The sequence below is a fragment of the Candidatus Brocadiaceae bacterium genome, from assembly GCA_012728835.1.
Taxonomy (GTDB): domain Bacteria; phylum Planctomycetota; class Brocadiia; order SM23-32; family SM23-32; genus JAAYEJ01.
In genome coordinates this window covers 1-20,259 of the sequence record JAAYEJ010000031.1, presented here as the reverse complement: position 1 = coordinate 20,259, position 20,259 = coordinate 1, and the positions used below count along the sequence as shown (strand labels likewise).

20 protein-coding genes, 1 tRNA gene and 1 pseudogene are annotated in these 20,259 nt (G+C 70.0%); 11 read left to right on the top strand and 11 right to left on the bottom strand.

Annotation, left to right across the window (positions count from 1 at the left end; all coding sequences use genetic code 11):
- Positions 1–31: 31 nt before the first annotated feature.
- The 8 genes and pseudogenes from GXY85_04645 to GXY85_04610 all read right to left on the bottom strand — a co-directional run bounded on the left by GXY85_04645 (position 32) and on the right by GXY85_04610 (position 9,136).
- Positions 32–1,015, bottom strand: a complete 984-nt coding sequence (locus GXY85_04645; protein NLW50118.1) for an ABC transporter ATP-binding protein — start codon at positions 1,013–1,015, stop codon at positions 32–34.
- Positions 1,008–2,060, bottom strand: coding sequence for an ABC transporter ATP-binding protein (locus GXY85_04640; protein NLW50117.1), 1,053 nt, complete (start codon positions 2,058–2,060; stop codon positions 1,008–1,010). The genes GXY85_04645 and GXY85_04640 overlap by 8 nt, the downstream gene beginning before the upstream one ends.
- A gap of 1 nt (position 2,061) precedes the next feature.
- Positions 2,062–3,006 (bottom strand): ABC transporter permease, encoded by a 945-nt coding sequence (locus tag GXY85_04635; GenBank protein ID NLW50116.1) that lies wholly within the window; start codon positions 3,004–3,006, stop codon positions 2,062–2,064.
- Complete coding sequence (locus GXY85_04630; protein ID NLW50115.1) at positions 3,003–3,980, bottom strand: ABC transporter permease; 978 nt, start codon at positions 3,978–3,980, stop codon at positions 3,003–3,005. The genes GXY85_04635 and GXY85_04630 overlap by 4 nt, the downstream gene beginning before the upstream one ends.
- Positions 3,977–5,818 carry an ABC transporter substrate-binding protein gene (locus GXY85_04625; protein NLW50114.1) on the bottom strand — a complete coding sequence of 614 codons (1,842 nt, stop codon included), beginning with the start codon at positions 5,816–5,818 and terminating at the stop codon, positions 3,977–3,979. The genes GXY85_04630 and GXY85_04625 overlap by 4 nt, the downstream gene beginning before the upstream one ends.
- An 18-nt stretch (positions 5,819–5,836) precedes the next feature.
- The gene (pyk, locus tag GXY85_04620; protein ID NLW50113.1) at positions 5,837–7,261 is read right to left on the bottom strand and encodes a pyruvate kinase; all 1,425 of its coding nucleotides are present in this window, start codon (positions 7,259–7,261) and stop codon (positions 5,837–5,839) included.
- A 3-nt stretch (positions 7,262–7,264) separates the two neighbouring features.
- On the bottom strand, positions 7,265–8,521 hold the full coding sequence (locus GXY85_04615) for a S41 family peptidase (GenBank protein ID NLW50112.1): 1,257 nt from the start codon (positions 8,519–8,521) through the stop codon (positions 7,265–7,267).
- Positions 8,522–9,028: 507 nt separating this feature from the next.
- Positions 9,029–9,136 (bottom strand): annotated as a pseudogene (locus tag GXY85_04610) (M23 family peptidase).
- Between the two features lie 318 nt (positions 9,137–9,454).
- Here GXY85_04610 and GXY85_04605 point away from each other — a divergent pair.
- Positions 9,455–10,183, top strand: a complete 729-nt coding sequence (locus tag GXY85_04605; protein NLW50111.1) for an MgtC/SapB family protein — start codon at positions 9,455–9,457, stop codon at positions 10,181–10,183.
- 9 nt (positions 10,184–10,192) lie between these two features.
- Here GXY85_04605 and GXY85_04600 read toward each other — a convergent pair whose 3' ends face one another.
- Positions 10,193–10,975 carry a hypothetical protein gene (locus GXY85_04600; GenBank protein ID NLW50110.1) on the bottom strand — a complete coding sequence of 261 codons (783 nt, stop codon included), beginning with the start codon at positions 10,973–10,975 and terminating at the stop codon, positions 10,193–10,195.
- A 411-nt stretch (positions 10,976–11,386) separates the two neighbouring features.
- Here GXY85_04600 and rpmF point away from each other — a divergent pair, with 411 nt between their 5' ends.
- The 8 genes from rpmF (at position 11,387) to GXY85_04560 (ending at position 18,373) form a co-directional block, all read left to right on the top strand.
- Positions 11,387–11,611, top strand: coding sequence for a 50S ribosomal protein L32 (gene rpmF / locus GXY85_04595; protein NLW50109.1), 225 nt, complete (start codon positions 11,387–11,389; stop codon positions 11,609–11,611).
- A gap of 5 nt (positions 11,612–11,616) precedes the next feature.
- Positions 11,617–12,729, top strand: coding sequence for a phosphate acyltransferase PlsX (plsX, locus tag GXY85_04590; protein ID NLW50108.1), 1,113 nt, complete (start codon positions 11,617–11,619; stop codon positions 12,727–12,729).
- A 45-nt stretch (positions 12,730–12,774) separates the two neighbouring features.
- Positions 12,775–13,770, top strand: a complete 996-nt coding sequence (locus GXY85_04585) for a ketoacyl-ACP synthase III (protein NLW50107.1) — start codon at positions 12,775–12,777, stop codon at positions 13,768–13,770.
- Between the two features lie 38 nt (positions 13,771–13,808).
- Entirely contained in the window at positions 13,809–14,759 is a 951-nt protein-coding gene (fabD, locus tag GXY85_04580) for an ACP S-malonyltransferase (GenBank protein NLW50106.1), read from the top strand.
- 7 nt (positions 14,760–14,766) lie between these two features.
- Positions 14,767–15,525 (top strand): 3-oxoacyl-[acyl-carrier-protein] reductase, encoded by a 759-nt coding sequence (gene fabG / locus GXY85_04575; protein NLW50105.1) that lies wholly within the window; start codon positions 14,767–14,769, stop codon positions 15,523–15,525.
- Positions 15,526–15,586: 61 nt separating this feature from the next.
- Positions 15,587–15,925, top strand: coding sequence for an acyl carrier protein (gene acpP, locus GXY85_04570; protein ID NLW50104.1), 339 nt, complete (start codon positions 15,587–15,589; stop codon positions 15,923–15,925).
- Positions 15,922–17,169 carry a beta-ketoacyl-ACP synthase II gene (fabF, locus tag GXY85_04565; protein NLW50103.1) on the top strand — a complete coding sequence of 416 codons (1,248 nt, stop codon included), beginning with the start codon at positions 15,922–15,924 and terminating at the stop codon, positions 17,167–17,169. The genes acpP and fabF overlap by 4 nt, the downstream gene beginning before the upstream one ends.
- Positions 17,170–17,197: 28 nt before the next feature.
- On the top strand, positions 17,198–18,373 hold the full coding sequence (locus tag GXY85_04560) for a glycosyltransferase family 4 protein (protein NLW50102.1): 1,176 nt from the start codon (positions 17,198–17,200) through the stop codon (positions 18,371–18,373).
- Between the two features lie 6 nt (positions 18,374–18,379).
- Here GXY85_04560 and GXY85_04555 read toward each other — a convergent pair whose 3' ends face one another.
- Positions 18,380–19,006 (bottom strand): protein-L-isoaspartate(D-aspartate) O-methyltransferase, encoded by a 627-nt coding sequence (locus tag GXY85_04555; protein ID NLW50101.1) that lies wholly within the window; start codon positions 19,004–19,006, stop codon positions 18,380–18,382.
- Between the two features lie 142 nt (positions 19,007–19,148).
- Here GXY85_04555 and GXY85_04550 point away from each other — a divergent pair, with 142 nt between their 5' ends.
- Together GXY85_04550 and GXY85_04545 are read left to right on the top strand one after the other, a co-directional pair.
- Positions 19,149–19,565, top strand: a complete 417-nt coding sequence (locus tag GXY85_04550; protein ID NLW50100.1) for a YjbQ family protein — start codon at positions 19,149–19,151, stop codon at positions 19,563–19,565.
- Between the two features lie 71 nt (positions 19,566–19,636).
- Positions 19,637–19,714, top strand: a tRNA-Pro gene (locus GXY85_04545).
- A gap of 82 nt (positions 19,715–19,796) precedes the next feature.
- Here GXY85_04545 and GXY85_04540 read toward each other — a convergent pair.
- The coding region (locus GXY85_04540; protein NLW50099.1) for a transposase at positions 19,797–20,259 on the bottom strand (463 nt) is incomplete at its 5' end.

The following is a 20,259-nucleotide window of genomic DNA, read 5'->3' as shown; positions in this document are numbered from 1 at the left end:
CCGGCGGAACGGCACGCCCCCGTGGCCGCGCTCAGGCTCTCGGGGCGTCCCCGCACCGCACGCAACGCACGAAATGCCCGGGGGCGACCTCGCGCAGCGCCGGCATCGCCGCTGCGCATTCCTCTGTGGCCAGCGGACAGCGCGGCCGGAACGGACATCCCCCCTCGGGCGTCTCCAGGGCCGGATCCTCCGGCGGCCGGGCCTCGCGGCGGGCATCCGGATCGGGCCGCGGGATCGCCGAAAGCAGAAGCCGGGTATAGGGGTGCAGCGCCTCGTCGTACAGCACGTCGCGGGGGGCCGTCTCGAGGATCGTCCCCATGTACATCACCGCCACGTCGTCCGAGATGTGCTCCACCACCGCCAGGTCGTGCGCGATGAACAGGTAGGAGAGCCCCCTCTCCTGCTGGAGGTCCTCGAGCAGGTTGATGATCTGCGCCTGGATGGACACATCCAGTGCGGAGACCGGTTCGTCGCACACGATGAAGTCGGGGTCGAGCGCCAGGGCTCTGGCGATGCCGATGCGCTGGCGCTGGCCGCCCGAGAACTCGTGCGGGTAGTGGTTCACGTGGGCGGCCGAGAGGCCGACGCGCTCGAGCAGTTCCTCCACCTTCCTGCCGCGGGCCGAGCCCGTGGCGATGCCGTGCACGGCCAGCGGCTCGCCGACGATCGCCTGCACGGTCATGCGCGGGTCCAGGGAGCTGTACGGGTCCTGGAAGATGATCTGCATCCGGCGCCGCAGGGCGCGCAGGCGCCGGCCGGAGGCGGAGTGGACCGGGAGGCCGTCGAAGACCACCTTGCCCGCGGTCGGCTCCAGCAGCCGCAGGAGCGTGCGCCCCGTGGTCGTCTTTCCGCAGCCGCTCTCGCCCACCAGGCCCAGCGTGCGGCCGCGCCGGACCTGGAACGACACGCCGTCCACCGCGCGCACGTGGCCGACGGTCCGCCCCAGCAGCCCCCCGCGCACGGGGAAGTGCTTCTTCAGATCGCACACGCTCAGGAGGACATCACTTTCAGGCATGGCCCATCCTCTCGGCGTCGGTGGCGATCAGCGCGGGGTCGGGCGGTGCCCCGTCGGCCCAGTAGCCCGGCAGCCGCAGGCAGGCGGCCCGGTGCCCCCTGCCGACGCCGCGCAGTTCCGGCTCGCTGTCCGCGCACGCGGGAGCCGCCATGAAACAGCGCGGATGGAAGCGGCACCCCGGCGGGAACCGGCGCGGGTCCGGCACGTGCCCCGGGATCACGGCCAGCCGTCCGCCGCGCCCTCCGCGCCGGGGCAGCGAACGCAGCAGGCTCACCAGGTAGGGATGCCGGGGGGTGCGGAACACGCTGCGGACGTCGGCCGTCTCCACAATCCGCCCGGCGTACATGACGGCCACCGTGTCGGCAACCTCCGCGACCACGCCCATGTCGTGTGTGATCAGCAGCACGGCCATGCCCATCTCGTCGCGCAGTTCGCGCAGCAGGTCCAGGATGCGCGCCTGCACGGTCACGTCGAGCGCCGTGGTGGGTTCGTCGGCGATCAGCAGGTCCGGCCTGCCCACCAGCGCCATGGCGATCATCACGCGCTGGAGCATCCCCCCGGACATCTGGTGGGGGTAGTCGTCGTAGCGGCGGGCCGCGTCGCGGATGTAGACGCGCTCCATCAGGTCCAGCGCGCGGCGGCGGGCCTCGCTGCGGCTCACGTCGGCATGGGCGCGCACGGCCTCGGCGACCTGGTTGCCGACGGTGAACACGGGGTTCAACGCCGTCATCGGCTCCTGGAAGATCATGCCGATGCCCGCCCCGCGCACGCGGCGCATCCGGCGCTCGGACAGGCCGCGCAGATCGCGCCCGCCGAAGAGCACCCGGCCCGAGGTGATCCTGCCCGGCGGGGACGGCACAAGCCGCAGGATGGACAGCGCGGTGACGGACTTTCCGCAGCCGCTCTCGCCGACCAGGCAGAACGTCTCGCCGCGGCCGATCCGGAAGCTGACGCCATCGACGGCCCTGGCGATGCCGTTCTCGGTGCGGAACTCCGTCCGCAGGTCGCTCACCTCCAGGACTGTCGGCCGCTCGGTTGCGCTCATCTCACTGCGTCCTGAGCTTGGGATCCAGGGCGTCGCGCAGGGCGTCGCCGAACACGTTCAGAGCCAGGACCAGGACGAACAGCGCCCCGGCGCCGCCCGCCAGATGCCACCAGACGCTGGGTTCGCGCGAGACCTCCATCCGTGCCTCCGCAATCATCGTCCCCCACGACACGGTCGTCGCCTCCACACCGATCCCGATGTAGCTCAGCACGGCCTCCGACATGACGATGCCGCTGAACCCCAGGGTGAACGTAATCACCACGATGTGGAGCACGTTGGGCACGATGTGGCGCACGATGATGCGCGGAGCCGACGCACCCACGGCCCGGGCGGCCAGCACGTAGTCGGCCTCCCGCAGCTTCATCGTCTCTCCTCGGACGAGCCGGCACAGCCCCACCCAACTCGTCACGCCCATGGCGATGCAGAGCTGCACCAGCCCCTTGCCCATGACCAGCATCAGCGCGATCAGCAGCAGGATGCCCGGGATGCACGCCAGCGTGGAGTAGACGTAGACGATCAGGTCGTCCACCCACCTGCCGAAGTAGCCCGCCAGCACACCGAAGAACAGGCCGAGGGGGATGGCGATCAGGGCCGTGAGCCCGCCGAGGATCAGCGCCGTGCGCACCCCGCGCACGGCCTTGAACAGGACGTCGCGCCCCATGATGTCGGTGCCCAGCAGGTGGCGCCCCGTCAGGGGCGGCACGTAGCTCCTGTCCCGATCGGCCGGGCCGATCACCGCGTGCATCGCCCATTCGGCCAGGCTGACCATCCGCCCGCCGGGCGCGCTCTCGCGCTTGACCGGCACCATGTCCAGCAGGCCGATGAACACATAGGCGGCGATGACGCCCAGGCAGATCATCGCCACCCGCCTGCGCCGCAGCGTCCTCCACGCCTCGGCGTAGAGGGAGCGGGCCGCAGGGACGTCGTTCCGGGTCTCGGTGCTCATTGCAGTCGGATGCGAGGGTCGGCGATCGTGTAGCTGATGTCCGTCAACAGGTTGCCGAAGGCGAAGAGCAGCGCGCCGATGTAGACCATGGCGGCCATCACGTCGGTGTCGCCGTTGTTCACCGCCTCCACGGTCATGCTGCCCAGCCCCGGGATTCCGAAGAAGCTCTCCAGCAGCAGCGACCCCAGGAACAGGAACGGGATCGCGATCACCGTGCGGGTGAGCACCGGGATCATCGCGTTCTTCAGCACGTGCCGGAACAGCACGGCGGTCTCCGTCAGGCCCTTGGCGCGCGCGGTGCGCACGTAGTCGCGGGTCATCTCCTCCAGCAGGATGGTGCGGTAGAACCGCACGTCGTCGCCCAGGCCCTTCACGACGCCGATCAGCACGGGCAGGAGCAGGAAACGCAACACGCCGAACCCGCGCGCGAAGCCGTAGATCGGGAAGAACCGCAAGTACTGCGCCAGGAGGAGCTGGCCGACGATGATGTACACCAGGATGGAGACCGACATGAAGGCCACGCAGACCACCACGCCCGCCAGGTCCAGAACCGTCCCCCGGACGTAGGCGACGCCCAGCGACAGGCACAGGCCCGTGAACAGGCCGAGCACGAAGATCGGCAGGGTGAGCGTCAGCGACGGCACCATCCCCCGCAGGATCGCCTGCCCGATGTCCTCGTGGGTCTTCTCCGTGCGCCCGAAGCGGAACAGGAGCAGTCGGGACATGTGGCGGGCGAAACGCGTGTCGGTCAGGCGCTGGACCCCTTCGGCCCGGGCGTTCCAGACGAGCCCCTTGTCCCATCCCCGCTTGCGGATCTCCTTCTGAATCGCCTCGGCGGTGGCATGCCGGCCGATCGCCTGCGCCGCGCGCACCTCCGGCGGCACGATCCACTCGAACAGGACGAACGTGAACAGGCACACCCCCAGCACCAGCGGGATGGTGTAGAGCAGCCGCCGGATGACGTAGGCCGTCATAGGCCCTCCCCCGCCCCGGGCCGGTTCCATTCCAGACGCAGCCGATCGCGCAGGCTCACGTCGACGTCCACGTACTTCAGGAAGCTCCCGGTCATGCCGTGCGGCTTGTAGTTGCGCACCCACTGGTGCACCAGGATGTAGCTGAGGGCGTGCACGCTCGGAACCCAGGGGGCGTCCTCGCAGACGATCTCGACCATCCGGCGCACCAGGGCGTACCGCTCGGGGCCGTCATGCATGGTCTTCATCCGGTCGAACAGCTCGTTGAACTCGGGGTTGTCGTAGCTGGTTCCGTTCGGCCCCGGCGCCTTGTTGGGGCCGTAGAGCAGTTGCAGGAAGTTCTCCGGATCGGGATAGTCCAGGACCCATCCGACATTGAAGACCTGCGTGCGGCCGTTCTGGAGCTTGTCCAGGAACTCGCTCCAGGTGTTGGTGATGATCTCCACCCTGATGCCGATCCTCGCCATGTCCTCGGCGAACGCCAGAGCGTTCTGTCGGGCCGCGGGGTCTGCCGAGCCGATGTCATAGGAGACCTGCAGCGGGCGGCCGTCCGGCCCGGTCCCGCCCGGGAAGCCCGCCTCCGTCAGCTTCCGCGCAGCGGCCTCCGCGTCGGGGCCCTTGTAGGGATTCCGGAACTCGGGGTCGTAGCCGAACATGCCGGGCGGGATGGGGCTCTGCGCCGAGATGGCCCGCCCGTTCATCATGTGCTCGATGCGCCACTCCGTATCGTACGCCAGGCTCATGGCCTGCCGCAGCGCCTTGTTGGCGCCGACGACGGGGTCCTTCATGTTGAAGCCGACGTAGTAGACGTCCATCTCCGAGGTCTTGATCAGCCGCACCCCTTTGCGCACGAAGCCCGGCGTCAGCGTGCGGGCCGTCGTGACCGCCTCGGCGAAGTTGTCCTTGCTCACCCCGGAGGTGTCGCGGTAGCCCTGCTTGAAGTAGAGCCACATGGGCTGCGACTCGCGCACGATGGTGTAGTGGACCTCGTCGACGATCGGCAGTCGCGTGCCGGCGGCATCCAGCAGGCCGGCCTCGCGGTCGCCCGGCTCGCCCTCGTGCGGGTAGTCGTCCTGGCGATAGGTCGGGTTGCGCTCCAGGATCAGCCGCCAGCGCTTGCTCCACTCCTTGAGCCGGAAGGCGCCGGTGCCGACGGGATGGTTCACGAAGTCCTCGCCGTAGAACTCGACCGCCTCCCGCGCGACCGGAGCGGTGTAGGTCATGCCCAGGGCGTACTTGAGCTGGGGGTAGGGCTCGGTCAGGCGGATCTCCAGGGAGTGGCTGTCGATCGCGCGCAGGCCCTCCACCGGCCGGCCGTAGTCCATCGCCCGCTCGTCCGCCTCCAGGGACTCCTCGTGGAAGGCGTCCAGCCCCACCACCTTGCCCTCCAGCAGCCACCAGCCCCGCGGCTGGTTGTTCTTGTCCGCCAGCCGTTTGATCGCGTAGACGACGTCCTCGGCGACGACCTCCCGCCCCTTGCCGCCCGGGAAGCACGGATCGTCGTGGAAGCGGACACCCCGCTTCAGCGGGATGGTGTAGACGAGACCGTCCTCGGAGACCTGCGGCATCGTCTCGGCCAGGCAGGGCACGAGTTCGTAGGGGCGCTTCAGGTAGTGGTACTCATACAGGCAGTCGTAGATCTGCGCGATGATGCCGCCGGAAAGGGTGTCGCCGGCGCGCACGGGATCGAGGCCGTGCGGGTCCTCGCCGATGACGGTGTACCAGACCTTCCTGTGGCCGGGCCGTTCGTAGGGGTTGTTCGAGCACGCCGACGCCCATAGGGCCAGCAGCGCGCCCGCGCAGAGCACCGCCGCCCCCCGCATGGCCGTCCGCCGCCGCATCGCGTTCCTCCGCCGGACCTACTCGAAACGATGGATCTTCAGCATGTCGGTGCCGCCGGGGGTGTTCGTGCGCGCCCCGGCGATGTAGACGACCCTCTCGCCGGCGCTGACCAGGCCGAGTTCCCGCAGGCGCTCCTCGCCCCGCTGCACCATCTCGTCGGTGTTGTCGAACCGCTCCAGCATCACCGGCCGCACGCCCCACAGGAGGGTCATACGGTTGTAGACGGCCGGTTCGGGAGTCAACGCGTAGATCGGCGCCGCCGGACGCCGCTGCGACACGAAGCAGGCCGTGGCCCCGGAGGTCGTGAAGGGCACGATGCCCGCCGCCCCGAGTTGATCGGCGATCAGGCAGGCCGCCCCGGCCAGCGCGAACTCCGTATGCCTCGTCGTGATGAAGTCCGGCGCGGCGTCGGGCCGCTCGCGCCGAAGCCGCTCGGTGTGGCACGCGATGCGCTCCATCATCCGCACCGACTCCACCGGATAGCGCCCCATGGACGTCTCCCCGCTGAGCATCACTGCGTCGGTGCCGTCCAGGATGGCGTTGGCCACGTCGGACGCCTCCGCCCTCGTCGGGCGCGGCGCACTGATCATGGACTCGAGCATCTGCGTGGCCGTGATGACCGGCCGGCCGCGCCGATTGGCCGCGCGGATGATCTGCTTCTGCACGGCCGGCACCGCTTCGGCGGGGATCTCGATGCCCAGGTCGCCGCGGGCCACCATGACGCCGCCGGCCACGTCCAGGATGCCCTCCAGGTTCTCGACGCCCTGCGGGCGCTCGATCTTGGCGATGACCGGGACGTCGGGCGCGCCGCACGCCGTCATCTCGCGCCTCAGCCGCGCCACGTCGTCGCCGCTCTCCACGAAGCTCAACGCCACGTAGTCGACGCCCCGCTCCAGGCCGAAACGCAGGTCCTCCAGGTCCTTCTCGGTCGGCGCCGAGATGCCCAGGCGCACGCCCGGCAGGTTGATGCCCTTGCGCTCACCCAGCAGGCCGCCCAGGACGACCCTGCAGCGGGCCCGGACCTCGTCCGCCTCCAGGACCCGAAGCTCCAGCAGGCCGTCGCTCAGCAGCACGGAGTCGCCCGGGTTCAGGTCCCGGGCCAGCCCCTCGTAACTGACGGCGATCGTGCGTGCGTCGCCCTTGAAGTCCCCCGGCCTGAGCACGACCTCATCGCCCGCGCGGAGTTCGACGGGCTCATGGCCCCGCAGGAGCCCCGTGCGGATCCGCGGCCCCTGCAGGTCCTGCAGGATGCCGACGGGCTGGCCGGCCCGCTCGGCGGCCGTCCGGATCACCTCGATGGCCCGGCCGTGCGTCTCGCGCGTGCCGTGCGAGAAGTTCAGCCGGAACACGTCCACCCCCGCGGCGATCAGCGCGGCGATGGCCTCCGGCGAGGACGACGCCGGCCCGACGGTGGCGACGATCTTCGTGCGGGTCGGCTGCATGGCTTACCTCTGCTCGGCCGCCTTCGCGCCGATGACCTCCAGGGCCTTCCGCATCTGGGCCTCCCGCGCGCTCTTGCGGTGTTCGATCACCCACGCCCGCACCTGCGCAGCCTCCAGACCCTCCGGGAGCGCGGGCATCTCCCCCACCAGGACGTCCGGTGTGATCCCCACGCCGTCGACCGCGCGGCCGCCGGCCAGCATGTAGCGCGTCACCGTGAGCACCAGGCCTGCACCGTCCGGCAGGCGGATCACGGTGTTGACGGCGCCCTTGCCGACCGTGCCGGTGCCGACCACCGTGGCCCGGCCGTGTGCCTGCAGCGCCCCCGCGACGATCTCCGCCGCGCTGGCCGTGCCCTCGTCCACGAGCACGACCACGGGCACGACGCCGGGCAGAACGGTGCCCGGGGTCGCCAGGACGTTCGGCTCCCGCCGGCCGCCCCGGCCCTCCTGGGCCAACAGCAGGCCGCTCTCGACGAACATGTCGCAGACGGCCGTCGCCTGGCCCACCAGCCCGCCGGCGTTGCCGCGCAGGTCCAGGACCAGGCCCACGATGCCGCGTTTCTGCAGGTCCTCCAGCGCGGCCCGGGTGCCGGCGGCGCTGCTCTGGCTGAAGGAGGTGATGCGCAGCAGGCCGACGTTGTCCGCCAGCACCTCAGACTTCACGCTGGGGACGGCGATGTTGTCGCGGGTCAGCGTCAGGGCGAGCGGCTCGTCCTGCGGCGGGCGCACGAGTGTGAGTTCCACCGACGTGCCCACCCGCCCGCGGATCATGTCCAGTATCTGGTCCGGCCGCAGGTCCGCCACGGGCCGGCCGTCGATCCGCACGATCGAGTCGCCGGCCTGGAGGCCCGCGGCCGCCGCCGGGCCGTCCGGAAACACATCCTCGACGATCGCGCGTCCGTCGGCCGGGAACAGCATGATGCCGATGCCGGCGTACTTCCCCTCCGTGTCCTCATTCAGGCGCGCCCTCTGCTCCGGCGTCAGGTAGGCGCTGTATCGGTCCGACAGGGCGGCCACCATCCCGCGCATCGCCCCCTGGTAGAGGGTGTCCCGGTCGACCTCCTCCACGTACAGGTCGCCGATCGCCCCCATGGCGTCGCGGAAAGCGGCCAGCCGCAGGCGCTCGGCGCGGGGCGGTCGCAGCAGGAGCGAGGAGCCGAAGTGAACGGCCACGAGCAGGAGCAGGAGCCACGCAAGGACGCGCAGGTGGCGGTCCTGGCTGGTCTGCTCTGGGCGCCGGGTCGCGGCCGAGTCATTCATCGCGTGCGCTCAACCCTCGGGCGTCTCCGGTTTGTAGGCCTCGTAGCGGCGCCCCGCGAACAGCACGCGGCTGACCCGGGCCCCATCCTCTCGGTTCTTCACCACCAATCGGCACGTGCCGCGCGGCAACTGCACCCCGTCCGCCCCCGCCACCGGCAGCCAGAGCCACCAGCGGTTCGCGCCCTCCTGCACGACGTACTCGGCCGCAGCGCCGCCCTCCGGCTGGATGCCGATCACGACGGAGTTCCCGCACGAGTCCTGCCACCAGACCCGCGCCCACGGGTAGTATGTGCCCGCTTCCTCCACGTCGAACGTGAAGACGGCAAGGTCCCGGGCCGACGCCGCCAGATCGCACGCCTGCTCCGAGGCGCCCTCTTCCTCGTCCTCGTCCTCGTCCTCACACCAGACGTACTTCGGGACGTCGCCCGCCAGCACCATCCGTCCGCACAGCTCCACCACGTCCTCGGCCCTCACCATGATCCGGGCCGGCGCGGCGAACCGCGTCCATGCAGCCGCCGCTCCCGCGGCGCCCTCCGCCTGGGCGGCGCCCTCCGCCTGGGCGGAGGCCTCCGCCTCGGCGGAGGCCGCATCGGCTTCCACTCGCTCCGCAGGGGCCGGCTCGACCGGCCCGCCGGGGGCGGGCGGGACGCGCATGGAGACGGCCAGAACGAAGCCGACGCCGGCGGAAAACACCACGGCCCAGAGAGCGGTCCTCATGGCATAATATCCCTTGGCTGCAGACACGCCCACGCAAGCTCCACACACCGGCACGCAGACCATTGCGGATTCTACCAGATGGCTCCGGCCGGGGCAAAGAACGGCGGCACGGCCGCGCGGCCGGCATTGCGGGGTGAGGCGGCCGGCACCCTATAATGGCAGGATGTGCCCCCGACAGGGCACTGCCGGCCCGGTCACCCGATAAGGAGGCATGCCATGGACTGGATCGCGTCGATCGCCCCGTTTCTGCGCGAGACGGTGGGCCCCATAGGTTTCGACCCCGTGTTCCGGATACTCCTGGCGGCCGTCCTGGGCGGTCTGATCGGCCTGGAGAGGGAGCGGCACGGCCGCGCGGCCGGCCTGCGCACCCACCTCCTGCTCTGCATCGGCTGCACGCTGGCGATGCTGGTGTCGCTGCAGATGCCCCGTCTCGCGGCGGGCTACGGCTCGGAGGGCCTCGTGCGCGCGGACCCCGGCCGCATGGCGGCACAGGTCCTCAGCGGCATCGGCTTCCTGGGGGCGGGGGCCATCATCACGATGGGACGCCGGATCCGCGGCCTGACGACGGCGGCCACCATCTGGGTGACCGCCGCCATCGGGCTCTCGCTCGGGTGCGGCTACGTCTTCGGGGCCGTCGTCACGTTCCTGGTGGCGCTGTTCGCCCAACGCACTCTGGCGGCCTGGGAGCGCGGCATGGTCGTGCGGGACCGTTACGCCCGGCTCCGGCTGCACTTCGGGCACAGCGGCGACCAGATCGCACGGATCCGGCAGGTCCTGCACACGCGCGGCTGGGAGCTGCTGGAGTACGACCTCGACTGGAAGCCGCAGGGCACCACCTACACGCTGGAACTGCGCCGCACGCGCCCGGACGAAGCCGAGCAGGTCGTCCGGGAGCTGACCGACGCCCTCCAGGCGGAGGCACTGACGCGCATCGTGTGGCGGTGAGGCCCCGGGTTACTTCTTCCTGTGGTAGTTCTTCCGGATGCCGCACGCCTCCCGGGCGGCCGTCCACGTGCCGAAGTACTTGCAGGCCGCGCTGTAGAGGGCCGAGTGGTTCCGGCGCATGTTCGGCGCCGCCAGGTCCTCGCCCTCGCGCTGGAGGCCGCGGATCTCCCCCTTGATGATCTCGGGGCTCCAGCGCCGACGCCGGTAGACGTCCTTGGGGGCCACGCCGGCCGCGATCAGGGCCTTGTCCCAGCTCCCGAAGTAGTTCAGGGCCGCGTTGAACAGCTTGGAGTCCTCTTCCTGCATCGCCTTGGAGTTGAGGGCCTGGCGCTTCTTCCGCCTCTCGCGGATCCCCTTGACGATCCTCTCCTCGCTCCATGCCTTGTAGCGACGCACCTGGGAGGCGTCCAGCCCGGCGGCGTCCAGGGCGGCATCCCAGCTCCCGAACTGGTTTTCGCGGATGGCCGCGTACGCCAGGGCGGAGTAGCGCTTATCGCGCGTCACGCTGGTCCAGCACAGGTCGGCGCCCTGTGCATGCGCAGCCTGGATCGCCTCGATGATGGCCTCCTGGGACCATTTGGGGATCCGTCGCACCTCGCGGGCGTAGTCGACCCCGGCGGCGTCCACGGCCTTGCCCCAACTGCCGAAGTGGTAGTTGGCGGCGGCCAGGAGCCCCTGCTCGCGACGCGCCATCGAGTTGTACGAGAGGTCTGCCCCCTTCTTGCGCAACTCCTGAATGCAGCCGACAATCTTCTCCTTGCTCCATGCGGAGCCCGTCCCCTTCGCTGGCATGGCATCTTCCTACTGGCACTTAGGAATCCAGGGACAGTGGCCGGACGAAACGACCGGGCATCAATCCCCCTCAGTCGGTGGGGTCACCGACACTCACCATGCGATCCATGGTATCTGTAGCTGCCATAGTGCGTCAAGTAGAACTCTCCGGACTTTTTGCCCAACCACCCCGGCCGCCGCGGGCGTGTGCGCCTGCCGTGCCCGGCCGTGCGCCCGTCCGGTCAGGTCGGCGCCCGCCGTTTCCGGTTGACATGTGGCGCCTGGTCGGGGTACAATCCCCAGCGCTGCAGGGCGGTGCCGCACTTCGGCCGAGTTGCGCATCTTGGGTTGTGGTGGTGCGGGCTTCTGCGGCATCCGACCGTAGGCAGGACGCCAGCCCTTCCGTACTCCCTCTGGAAGAGGACTCGAAGCGTGGCCGTACCAAAGAGACGCACCAGCAAGGAACGCAAGCGCAAGCGCCGCACGCACGACGCACTGAGCATCCCGAACCTGCCCAGCGCGACCAGGACGCGCGCCGAAGGAAGCCGTTCGAAGAGGTTCTTCTGCACCAACTGCAACCAACCGAAGACACCGCACGCGGTCTGCCCGAACTGCGGCTACTACCGCGGCCGTCCCTTCGTCGAGGTGGAGCGATAGCCCACGTGGCCTCCCGCATGAACGCGCCGGCCCAAGACCGGACCGCATCCCCGGAGGGCGCCGCCGAGCCTCTGCGCGAACAACCGCCCGAGTCAACGGACGGCGCCCGCATCGTTCTGGACGCCCTCGGCGGTGACGCGCCCCTGCACGAACGCCTGACGGGCGCCGCCAACGCTGCGCGCATGTACCCGGACATCGACCTGATCGTCTGCGGCGCACGGGACGAGATGGAGCGGGATCTCGACGGGATCGGCCATCCCGCCAACCTCCGCTGCGTCGACGCGCCCGAGCAGATCGACATGAACGATGCCCCCGTGCGCGCCCTGCGCAAGAAGAAGAGGTCCTCGATCGTCGTCGGGCTCGAGATGGTCGCCGGCGGCGAGGCCGACGCCTTCGTAAGCGCCGGCAACACCGGGGCCGTCGCCGCCGCCAGCCTGCTGAAGCTGGGACGGCTCCGCGGCGTGCAACGGCCAGGCATCGCCGCCGCCATGAAGGTCATCGACAGCACGGTGGTGGCCATCGACGTCGGCGCCAACGTCGATTCGCGCCCCATGCACCTGCTGCAGCACGCCATCATGGCCAGCGTGTTCTCCCGCGAGGTCCTCGGGATCCCCAGCCCGCGCGTTGCCCTGCTGAACGTCGGCGAGGAACGCACCAAGGGCAACGAACTCGTCAAGCAGGCGTACGAACTTCTGGCCAGCGCCGAGCTGAACTTCGTCGGCCACGCCGAACCCGCCAGGCTGTTCACCGGCGAATGCGACATCGTCGTCTGCGACGGCTTCATCGGCAACATCATGCTGAAGCTCGGCGAGAGCCTCACCATGAAGGTGATCGGCTGGCTCCGCGAGCAGGTCGGGCACAGCCTGCGCTACAAGCTCGGCTTCCTGTTGTGCCGCGGCCTGTTCTCTCACCTGCGGCACTGTGCCGACTACACCGAATACGGCGGCGCCCCCCTGCTGGGCGTCAACGGCATCACGATCGTCACGCACGGCACGTCCGACGCCCGCGCAATCCAGAACGCCATCCGAGAAGCGCGGCTGTTCGCCAAGCACCGCGTCAACGACCATATCGAGAGCGCCGTCCGCAAGGACGCAGCCGCCCGTGGCCTGCGTGCCTGAGCTGGACCGCCAACGCTTTGCGACCCCCGGACCCGGTGAAAGACAATGCAGACCCCCAAGCCTCTGCCCGTTGAGATCACCTCTCTGGGCGCCTGTCTGCCCGAGCGCGTCCTGAGCAACGCCGACCTGAGCGAGATGGTCGAGACCACCGACGAGTGGATCTTCCCCCGCACGGGCATCCGCGAACGCCGCCTGCTCGCCCCGGAGCAGGCCACCAGCGACCTGGCCATCGTCGCCGCCGAACAGGCACTCCAGCAGGCGGGCATGAACGCCGCCGACCTGGACGCCATCCTCGTGGCGACCTGCTCCCCCGACCACCTCTTCCCCGCCACCGCCTGCCTGGTCCAGGCCGCCATCGGCGCCACGCATGCCATGGCCTGCGACCTGGAGGCCGCCTGCAGCGGCTTCCTCTACGCCCTCGCCTGGGGAGGCGCCGCCCTCACGGCCGGCATGGTGCGCAACGTCCTGGTGATCGGCGCCGAGGCCCTCTCGCGCATCACCGACTACGAAGACCGCCGCTCCTGCATCCTGTTCGGCGACGGAGCCGGTGCGGCAATCCTGCAGCCGTCCTCCCAGGGCAGCGAGATCCTCTACGCGGAACTGGGCGCCGACGGCTCCTGGCCCGAGATACTCATGGTCCCCGCCGGCGGCTCGCGCCTGCCCGCATCGCACGAAACCGTCGACGCACGCCAGCACTACATGTTCCTCAAGGGCCGCGACGTCTTCCGCCTGGCCGTCGGCAAGCTCGCCGAACTCATCCAGCGCATCCCCGAGGCCACAGGCATCGGCCTCGACGACGTCAAACTGGTCATCCCGCATCAGAGCAACGTGCGCATCGTCAAGAGCGCCTTCGAGCGAAGCGGCATCGACATGTCCAAGGCCCACATGAACATCGACCGAGTGGGCAACACGTCCGCCGCCTCCATCCCGCTGGCCATGGCCGAGGCGGCCGCCGCCGGCGAGATCGAACGCGGCGATCTCGTGCTGCTGCTCGCCTTCGGCGGCGGCATCACCTGGGGGTCCGTGCTCCTGCGCTACTGAGACGCCATCCCGATACCCAGGGGCCGGAGGGCACGCCGATGAAAGCCATGGGACTGCTGTTTCCGGGCCAGGGAGCCCAGGTCGTCGGCATGGGCCGCGACCTCGCCGAAGGATCCGCCGCCGCACGGCAAGTCTTCGACGCAGCCGAACGGGCGACCGGGGTCGACATCGCCGCCCTCTGCTTCGACGGCCCGCTCGAGACGCTCTCGCGCAGCGACGTCGCCCAGCCGGCCATCCTGACCGTCAGCATCGCCGCCCTGCGCGCGCTGGCCGAGGCCGCCGGGGCGCCCCTGCATCCGGCCGCCGGCGGCGGGCTCAGCCTCGGCGAGTACAGCGCGCTGGTCGCCGCCGACGCCATCTCCTTCGCCGACGCCGTGCGCCTGGTCCTGAGGCGTGGCCGCTACATGCAGGAGGCCTGCGACGCCCGCCCAGGGGCCATGCACTCGGTCATCGGGCTGGACGACGCCCGGGTGGAGCAGGCGTGCGCACGCGCGCGCGAGGAGACCGGCGCGGGCGTCTGGCCGGCCAACTACAACTCCCCGGGCCAGCTCGTGATCAGCGGCGAAGAGCCGGCCGCCGAGGCCGCCGCGCGCGCCTGCGCCGCCATGGGCGCCCGCCGCACCATCCGACTGCAGGTCGCCGGCGCCTTCCACACGCCCATGATGCAGCCGGCCGCCGACCGGCTGGCCGCCGACCTGGACACGGTGGAGATCCGCTCCCCCCGCTGGCCCGTCGTCGCCAACGTGACGGCGCGGGCCGTGGCCGGGCCGGACGAGATCCGCGACCTGCTCGTGAGGCAGGTCACCAGCCCCGTCCGCTGGACCGCCTGCATGCACTGGCTTCTCGAGAGGGGCATGCGAGACTTCTACGAGATCGGCCCGGGACGCGTCCTGCAGGGACTGCTCAAGAGGACCTCGACCGAGGCCGTCTGCCGCACCGTCAACGGACTGGAAGACGTACGGGCCTGCGCACAGGCCGCATCCACCTGATGAAAGCATGGGAGGAGACACCGTGAGACCGCTCGAAGGGCAGACCGCCGTCGTCACCGGCGCGTCGCGCGGCATCGGCCGCGCCATCTGTCTCAGACTGGCCGACGGCGGAGCGAACATCGCCGGCATCGACGTCGCCATGGACTCCCTGGAGGAGACCGGCCGGCTGATCCGTGAGAAGGGCGTGCAGTTCAAAGCCCTCCAGGCCGACGTCTCGAAGCTCGACCAGTTCCAGGACGCCGTCAACGCCGCCGCCGAGGCGTTCGGCTCCGTCGACATCCTCGTGAACAACGCGGGAATCACGCGCGACAACCTGCTCGTGCGCATGCCGCCCGAGGAGTGGGACAGCGTGATCGCCATCAACCTGACCGGCGTCTTCAACGGCATCAAGGCCGCCGCGCGCATCATGTCGAAACAACGCAGCGGCCGGATCATCAACATCGCCAGCACCGTGGGCATCAGCGGCAACGCCGGCCAGGCGAACTACTCGGCCAGCAAGGCCGGCGTCATCGGCCTGACGAAGACCGCCGCGCGGGAACTCGCCCGCCGCAACGTCACCGTCAACGCCGTCGCCCCCGGGTTCATCGTCACGCCCATGACCGACAAGATGACCGAAGAGGCCCAGCAGGCGTCCCTGCAGAGGGTCCCGCTCGGTCGCTTCGGGCAGCCCGAGGACGTCGCCGGCGTCGTGTTCTTCCTGGCGGGGCCGGACGCCGGCTACCTGACGGGCGAGGTCATCCCCGTCGACGGCGGGCTGGTCATGTAGCGGCGCGGCCCCGGCAGCACCCGTCGGGGCCTCTTGCGGCAGCAGTGAGTCTGCGGTTACAATGCCACGCACGGTGGATGCCCGCGCCCCGTGTTCTGGTCTGCCCCGGCCTCCGGGGCTCGGCGGGACAACATCAGAATCAGGAGGACGTGCAGTGTCCGAAAGCGTTAAGGAGAAGGTCGTCAGCCTCGTCGCTGAGAGGATGGGTGTCGAACCGGACCAGATTACGTCGGAGACGCATTTCGTCAACGACCTTCAGTCCGACTCCCTCGACATGGCCGAGCTGGTGATCGACCTCGAGGAAGCCTTCGACCTCAGTATCAGCGACGAAGATGCCCAGGCCATCGAGACCGTCGGCCAGGCCATCGCGTACATCGAGAAGAGCCAGTCCAGCCAATGAACCTCCGACGCGTCGTCGTCACCGGTCTGGGCGTGATCTCGCCCGTGGGCAGCAGCAGAGAAGCGGCATGGCCCGCCATCCGCGAAGGTCGCAGCGGGGTCGGCCGGATCACCTCGTTCGACACCTCGGCGTTCGACGTCCACATCGCCGCCGAGGTAAGGGATTTCGATCCGCTGGCCCACTTCACCAAGCGCGAACTGGGCCGCCTTGACCGCTTCGTCCAGTTTGCCGTTGCCACCGCCCAGACCGCCGTCGCCGAGTCCGGGCTCGATCTCGACCGGGTCGATCACGAACGGGTCGGCGTCATGCTCGGAACGGGCATCGGAGGGCTCCACGAGATCGAGGAGCAGCACGGCCGCCTCCTCAAGAGCGGACCGGGCCGCACCAGCCCCCTGATGATCCCCAAACTGATGACCAACGCCGCCCCCGGCCAGGTGGCCATGCGCATGGGGCTCTACGGACCCAGCATGTCCGTCTCCAGCGCCTGTGCCTCCGCCTCCCACGCCATCGGCGAGGCCATGTCCTGCGTGCGCCACGGCCGGGCCGACGTCGTCATCAGCGGGGGGGCCGAGGCGGCCGTCACCCCGATGGGCCTCAGCGGCTTCCAGCAGTCCAAGGCACTCTCCACCCGCAACGACGACCCCCAGGCCGCCAGCCGCCCCTTCGACGTCAACCGGGACGGCTTCGTCATGGCCGAAGGCGCCGCCTGCCTCGTGCTCGAAAGCCTCGAACACGCCCGCGCACGCGGCGCCCATATCCTCGCCGAACTCTCCGGCTACGGTGCCAGCACCGACGCCTACCACGTCACCCTGCCCGATCCCGAGGGCCGCGGCGCCGTGCGCGCCATGCGCAACGCCCTCGCCGACGCCGGCCTCCACCCCGAGGACGTCGATTACATCAACGCCCACGGCACCAGCACCCCCGCCGGAGACGACGTCGAGGCCAAGGCCATCTGTGCCCTGTTCGGAAGCCATGCCTACAAGCTGGCCGTCAGCTCGTCCAAGAGCGTGGTCGGACACCTGCTCGGCGCCTCCGGCGCCCTCGAGAGCGCCATCTGCATCTGGGCGATGCAGGACGGCGTCTGTCCGCCCACCATCAACCTGGACGATCCCGATCCGGAATGCTGTGGGCTCAACTTCGTCCCCAAGACGCCCCAGGAACGGCCCCTCAGCGTCGTGCTGAACAACTCCTTCGGCTTCGGAGGACACAACGCCTCGCTGCTGTTCCGCAAGTTCGACGGCTGATGTCCGCCCCTCCCCGGCCATGACATCCATGGGAACTCCGCCCGTCCGTGTCTGCCACGTGATCACGCGGATGATCCTGGGCGGAGCGCAGGAGAATACCCTGCACACCTGCCACGGACTGCAGCAGCGCGGCTGGGACGTGCTCCTCATCACCGGCCCGCCGATCGGCCCGGAGGGCGAACTCCTCAGCACGGTCCGCCGCCTCGGCATCCCCTGCGCCGTCGTGCCCGCCCTGCGCCGCCCCATCGCCCCGCTGCGCGACGCCCGCGCCTTCGTCGAACTGGTCCGCCTGCTCCGCTGGTTCGGTCCCGCCATCGTCCAGACGCACAGCTCCAAGGCCGGCATCCTCGGGCGTTTCGCCGCCCGCGCTGCCAACGTGCCCGTCATCGTCCACACCATCGAGGGCCTGCCCTTCCACCGCTACGCCCCCCGCGCGCTCAATGCCGCCTACATCCGGGCCGAGCGCCAGGCCGCCCGCGTGACCGACCACATCGTCTGCGTCGCCCGCGCCATGCAGGACCAGGCCGTCCGGGCCGGCATCCGACCGCGTGGCGGCTACTCCCTCATCTACAGCGGCCTCGACGTCGCGTCCCACCTTCGGGCCGCCCCCTTGCGGGCCGCCGCCCGCCGGCGCCTCGGCATCGCGCCCGCGGACGTGGTCATCGGCAAGGTCGCGCGCCTGTTCGACCTGAAGGGCCATGAGTTCGTCATCCGCGCACTGCCCGCCGTGCTGGCACGCTGTCCCCAGGCACGCTGCCTGTTCGTCGGCGACGGCCCCCTGCGCATCGAGCTGGCGCGCCTGGCCGGGCAGCTCGGCGTCGCCCACCGCGTCAGTTTCGCCGGCCTCGTGTCGCCCGAAGAGGTCCCCGCCACGATCAGCGCCATGGACGTGCTCGTGCACGCGTCCTTGCGCGAAGGCCTGCCGCGCGTGCTCGTCCAGGGGCTGCTGTGCGAGAAACCCGTGGTCGCCTTCGCGCTGGACGGCGCCCCCGAGGTCATCCTGGACGGAATCACGGGCCGGCTCGTGGAGCCGGAATCGGTACAGGGCCTCGCGGACGCCCTGCTCGAGGCCGTCGAGCATCCCGAGCAGGCGCTGCGCATGGCCCGCGAGGGCCGGCGGCGGTTCGCCGGACGCTTCTCGATCGACACAATGGTCCACGCCACCGAGGCGCTCTACCGCGACCTTCTGGCCCGCCGGCCCTGAAGGCGCCTACCAGCCGTCCGCGCCGATCAGCTTCACGAACACGCACTCGCAGAGCGCCTGCCCCGTGATCCTCCCCTCCGGCGACCGCACGTAGTGCGTCAGCACCTGCCAGTGGCCCGCCCCCACCGGCACGACGGCCTCCCCGCCCGGGGCCAGTTGAGTGAGAAGCCTGTCGGGACGATGCGGCGCGGCCGCCGTGACGATGATCCGGTCGAACGGCGCCTCCTCCGGCCACCCGAGCGTCCCGTCGCCGACCCGCAGCGAGATGTTCCGGTAGCCCAGCGCCTCGACCAGCAGGGCCCCCGCCGGCTCCGCAAGGTCCTCCACCCGCTCGACCGTGTAGACATGGGCCGCCAGCTCCGCCAGCACCGCCGTCTGGTAGCCCGAGCCCGTGCCCACCTCCAGCACGCGCTCCGCGCCGCCCAGATGCAGCGCCTCGGTCATCAACGCCACCATGTAGGGCTGCGAGATCGTCTGCCCGCACCCGATGCCGAGCGCCCGATCGCTGCAGGCATGCCGGCGCTGCGCCGGGGGGACGAACAGCTCGCGCGGCACCCGCGCCATGGCGTCGAGGACGCGCGGCTCGCGCACCCCGCGCGCGGCGATCTGCGCCCGTACCATCTCCCGGCGCATCGCCTCAGCCTCTGCTGACCCCTCACCCATGGCCGGACCGGACGACGTGTTTTCGCTTTGCCAGCATCATGCCCGATACGGTATCATAGCCCTGGCGGACCCGAATTCATACCACGCACTTCGCGGTGCGGGAGCCAAGGCCATGATCGAAACTCGGACATTCGTCTTCAGCACCGAAGCGGAGATGGACGTCGTCGACATCACCAACGACGTCAGTGACATCCTCACCAGCAGCGCCGTCTCGGACGGCATCCTGACGGTGTTCGTGCCCGGATCGACCGGGGCGCTCACGACCATGGAATTCGAGCCCGGGCTCGTCAAGGACATGGAGGAGATGTTCGAGAAGATCGCCCCCCGCGAGCACTACTACCACCACGAGGAGCGCTGGCACGACAAGAACGGGCACAGCCACGTCCGTGCGAGCCTGATCGGCCCGTCGGTCACGATCCCGTTCCGCGACAAGCGGCTCATGCTGGGCACGTGGCAGCAGATCGTCTTCTTCGACTTTGACGTGCGCGCGCGCGAGCGCGAGGTATTCGTGCAGATCGTCGGCGAATGACCCCTTCGGCCGGATTCCCGGCCATCCGCCGTTGACCGGCCGCCGGGGGCCGGGTAAGATGCTGGGCAAGTCGGGGCGTGGCGCAGCCTGGATAGCGCGCTAGCATGGGGGGCTAGAGGTCGAGGGTTCGAATCCCTCCGCCCCGACCAGTCTGGACAACAAGCCCTTCGGCTATCACGTCGAAGGGCTTTCTCATTTCTGGCACCAGACTTACGCCGTCCAGCGTCCAGTTCAAACTGAGGATTTCGAGGATCTGCCGTTTCTCGGCCACATCCGCCCTATCCCATTTCTCGCGCAGGGCTTCGGCTGGTAGTAGAAGCTCGAGCGGCTCAAGCCGAGGGCCTTGCAGATCGGGGCGAGGGGATAGCTTTGGCGCATCATGCCGGCCACCTCCCTTCGGCGGGCCGGGGGGGCATCCAGAAGCGTCGAGGCTTTTCCCAGGATCTCCACTTGCATGGTCAGGCGGCCGACCATGCGCTCCAACTCGGCGATGCGGCCCTTGAGTTGCTCCTGCTCCTCGCCCCCGCCGAAGGCTAAGTGGGCGTTCGCCTCAAGCTCTTCTCGCCTGCGCTTGACCTGCTGGGGCAGGACGTGGTGTGACTTGCAGACCTCGGCCTGCGTGTGTTCCCCGGCCAGCAGGGCGAGTGCCACGCGGGCCTTGAACTCCGGCATGAACTTGCGTCGCTTCGGCATG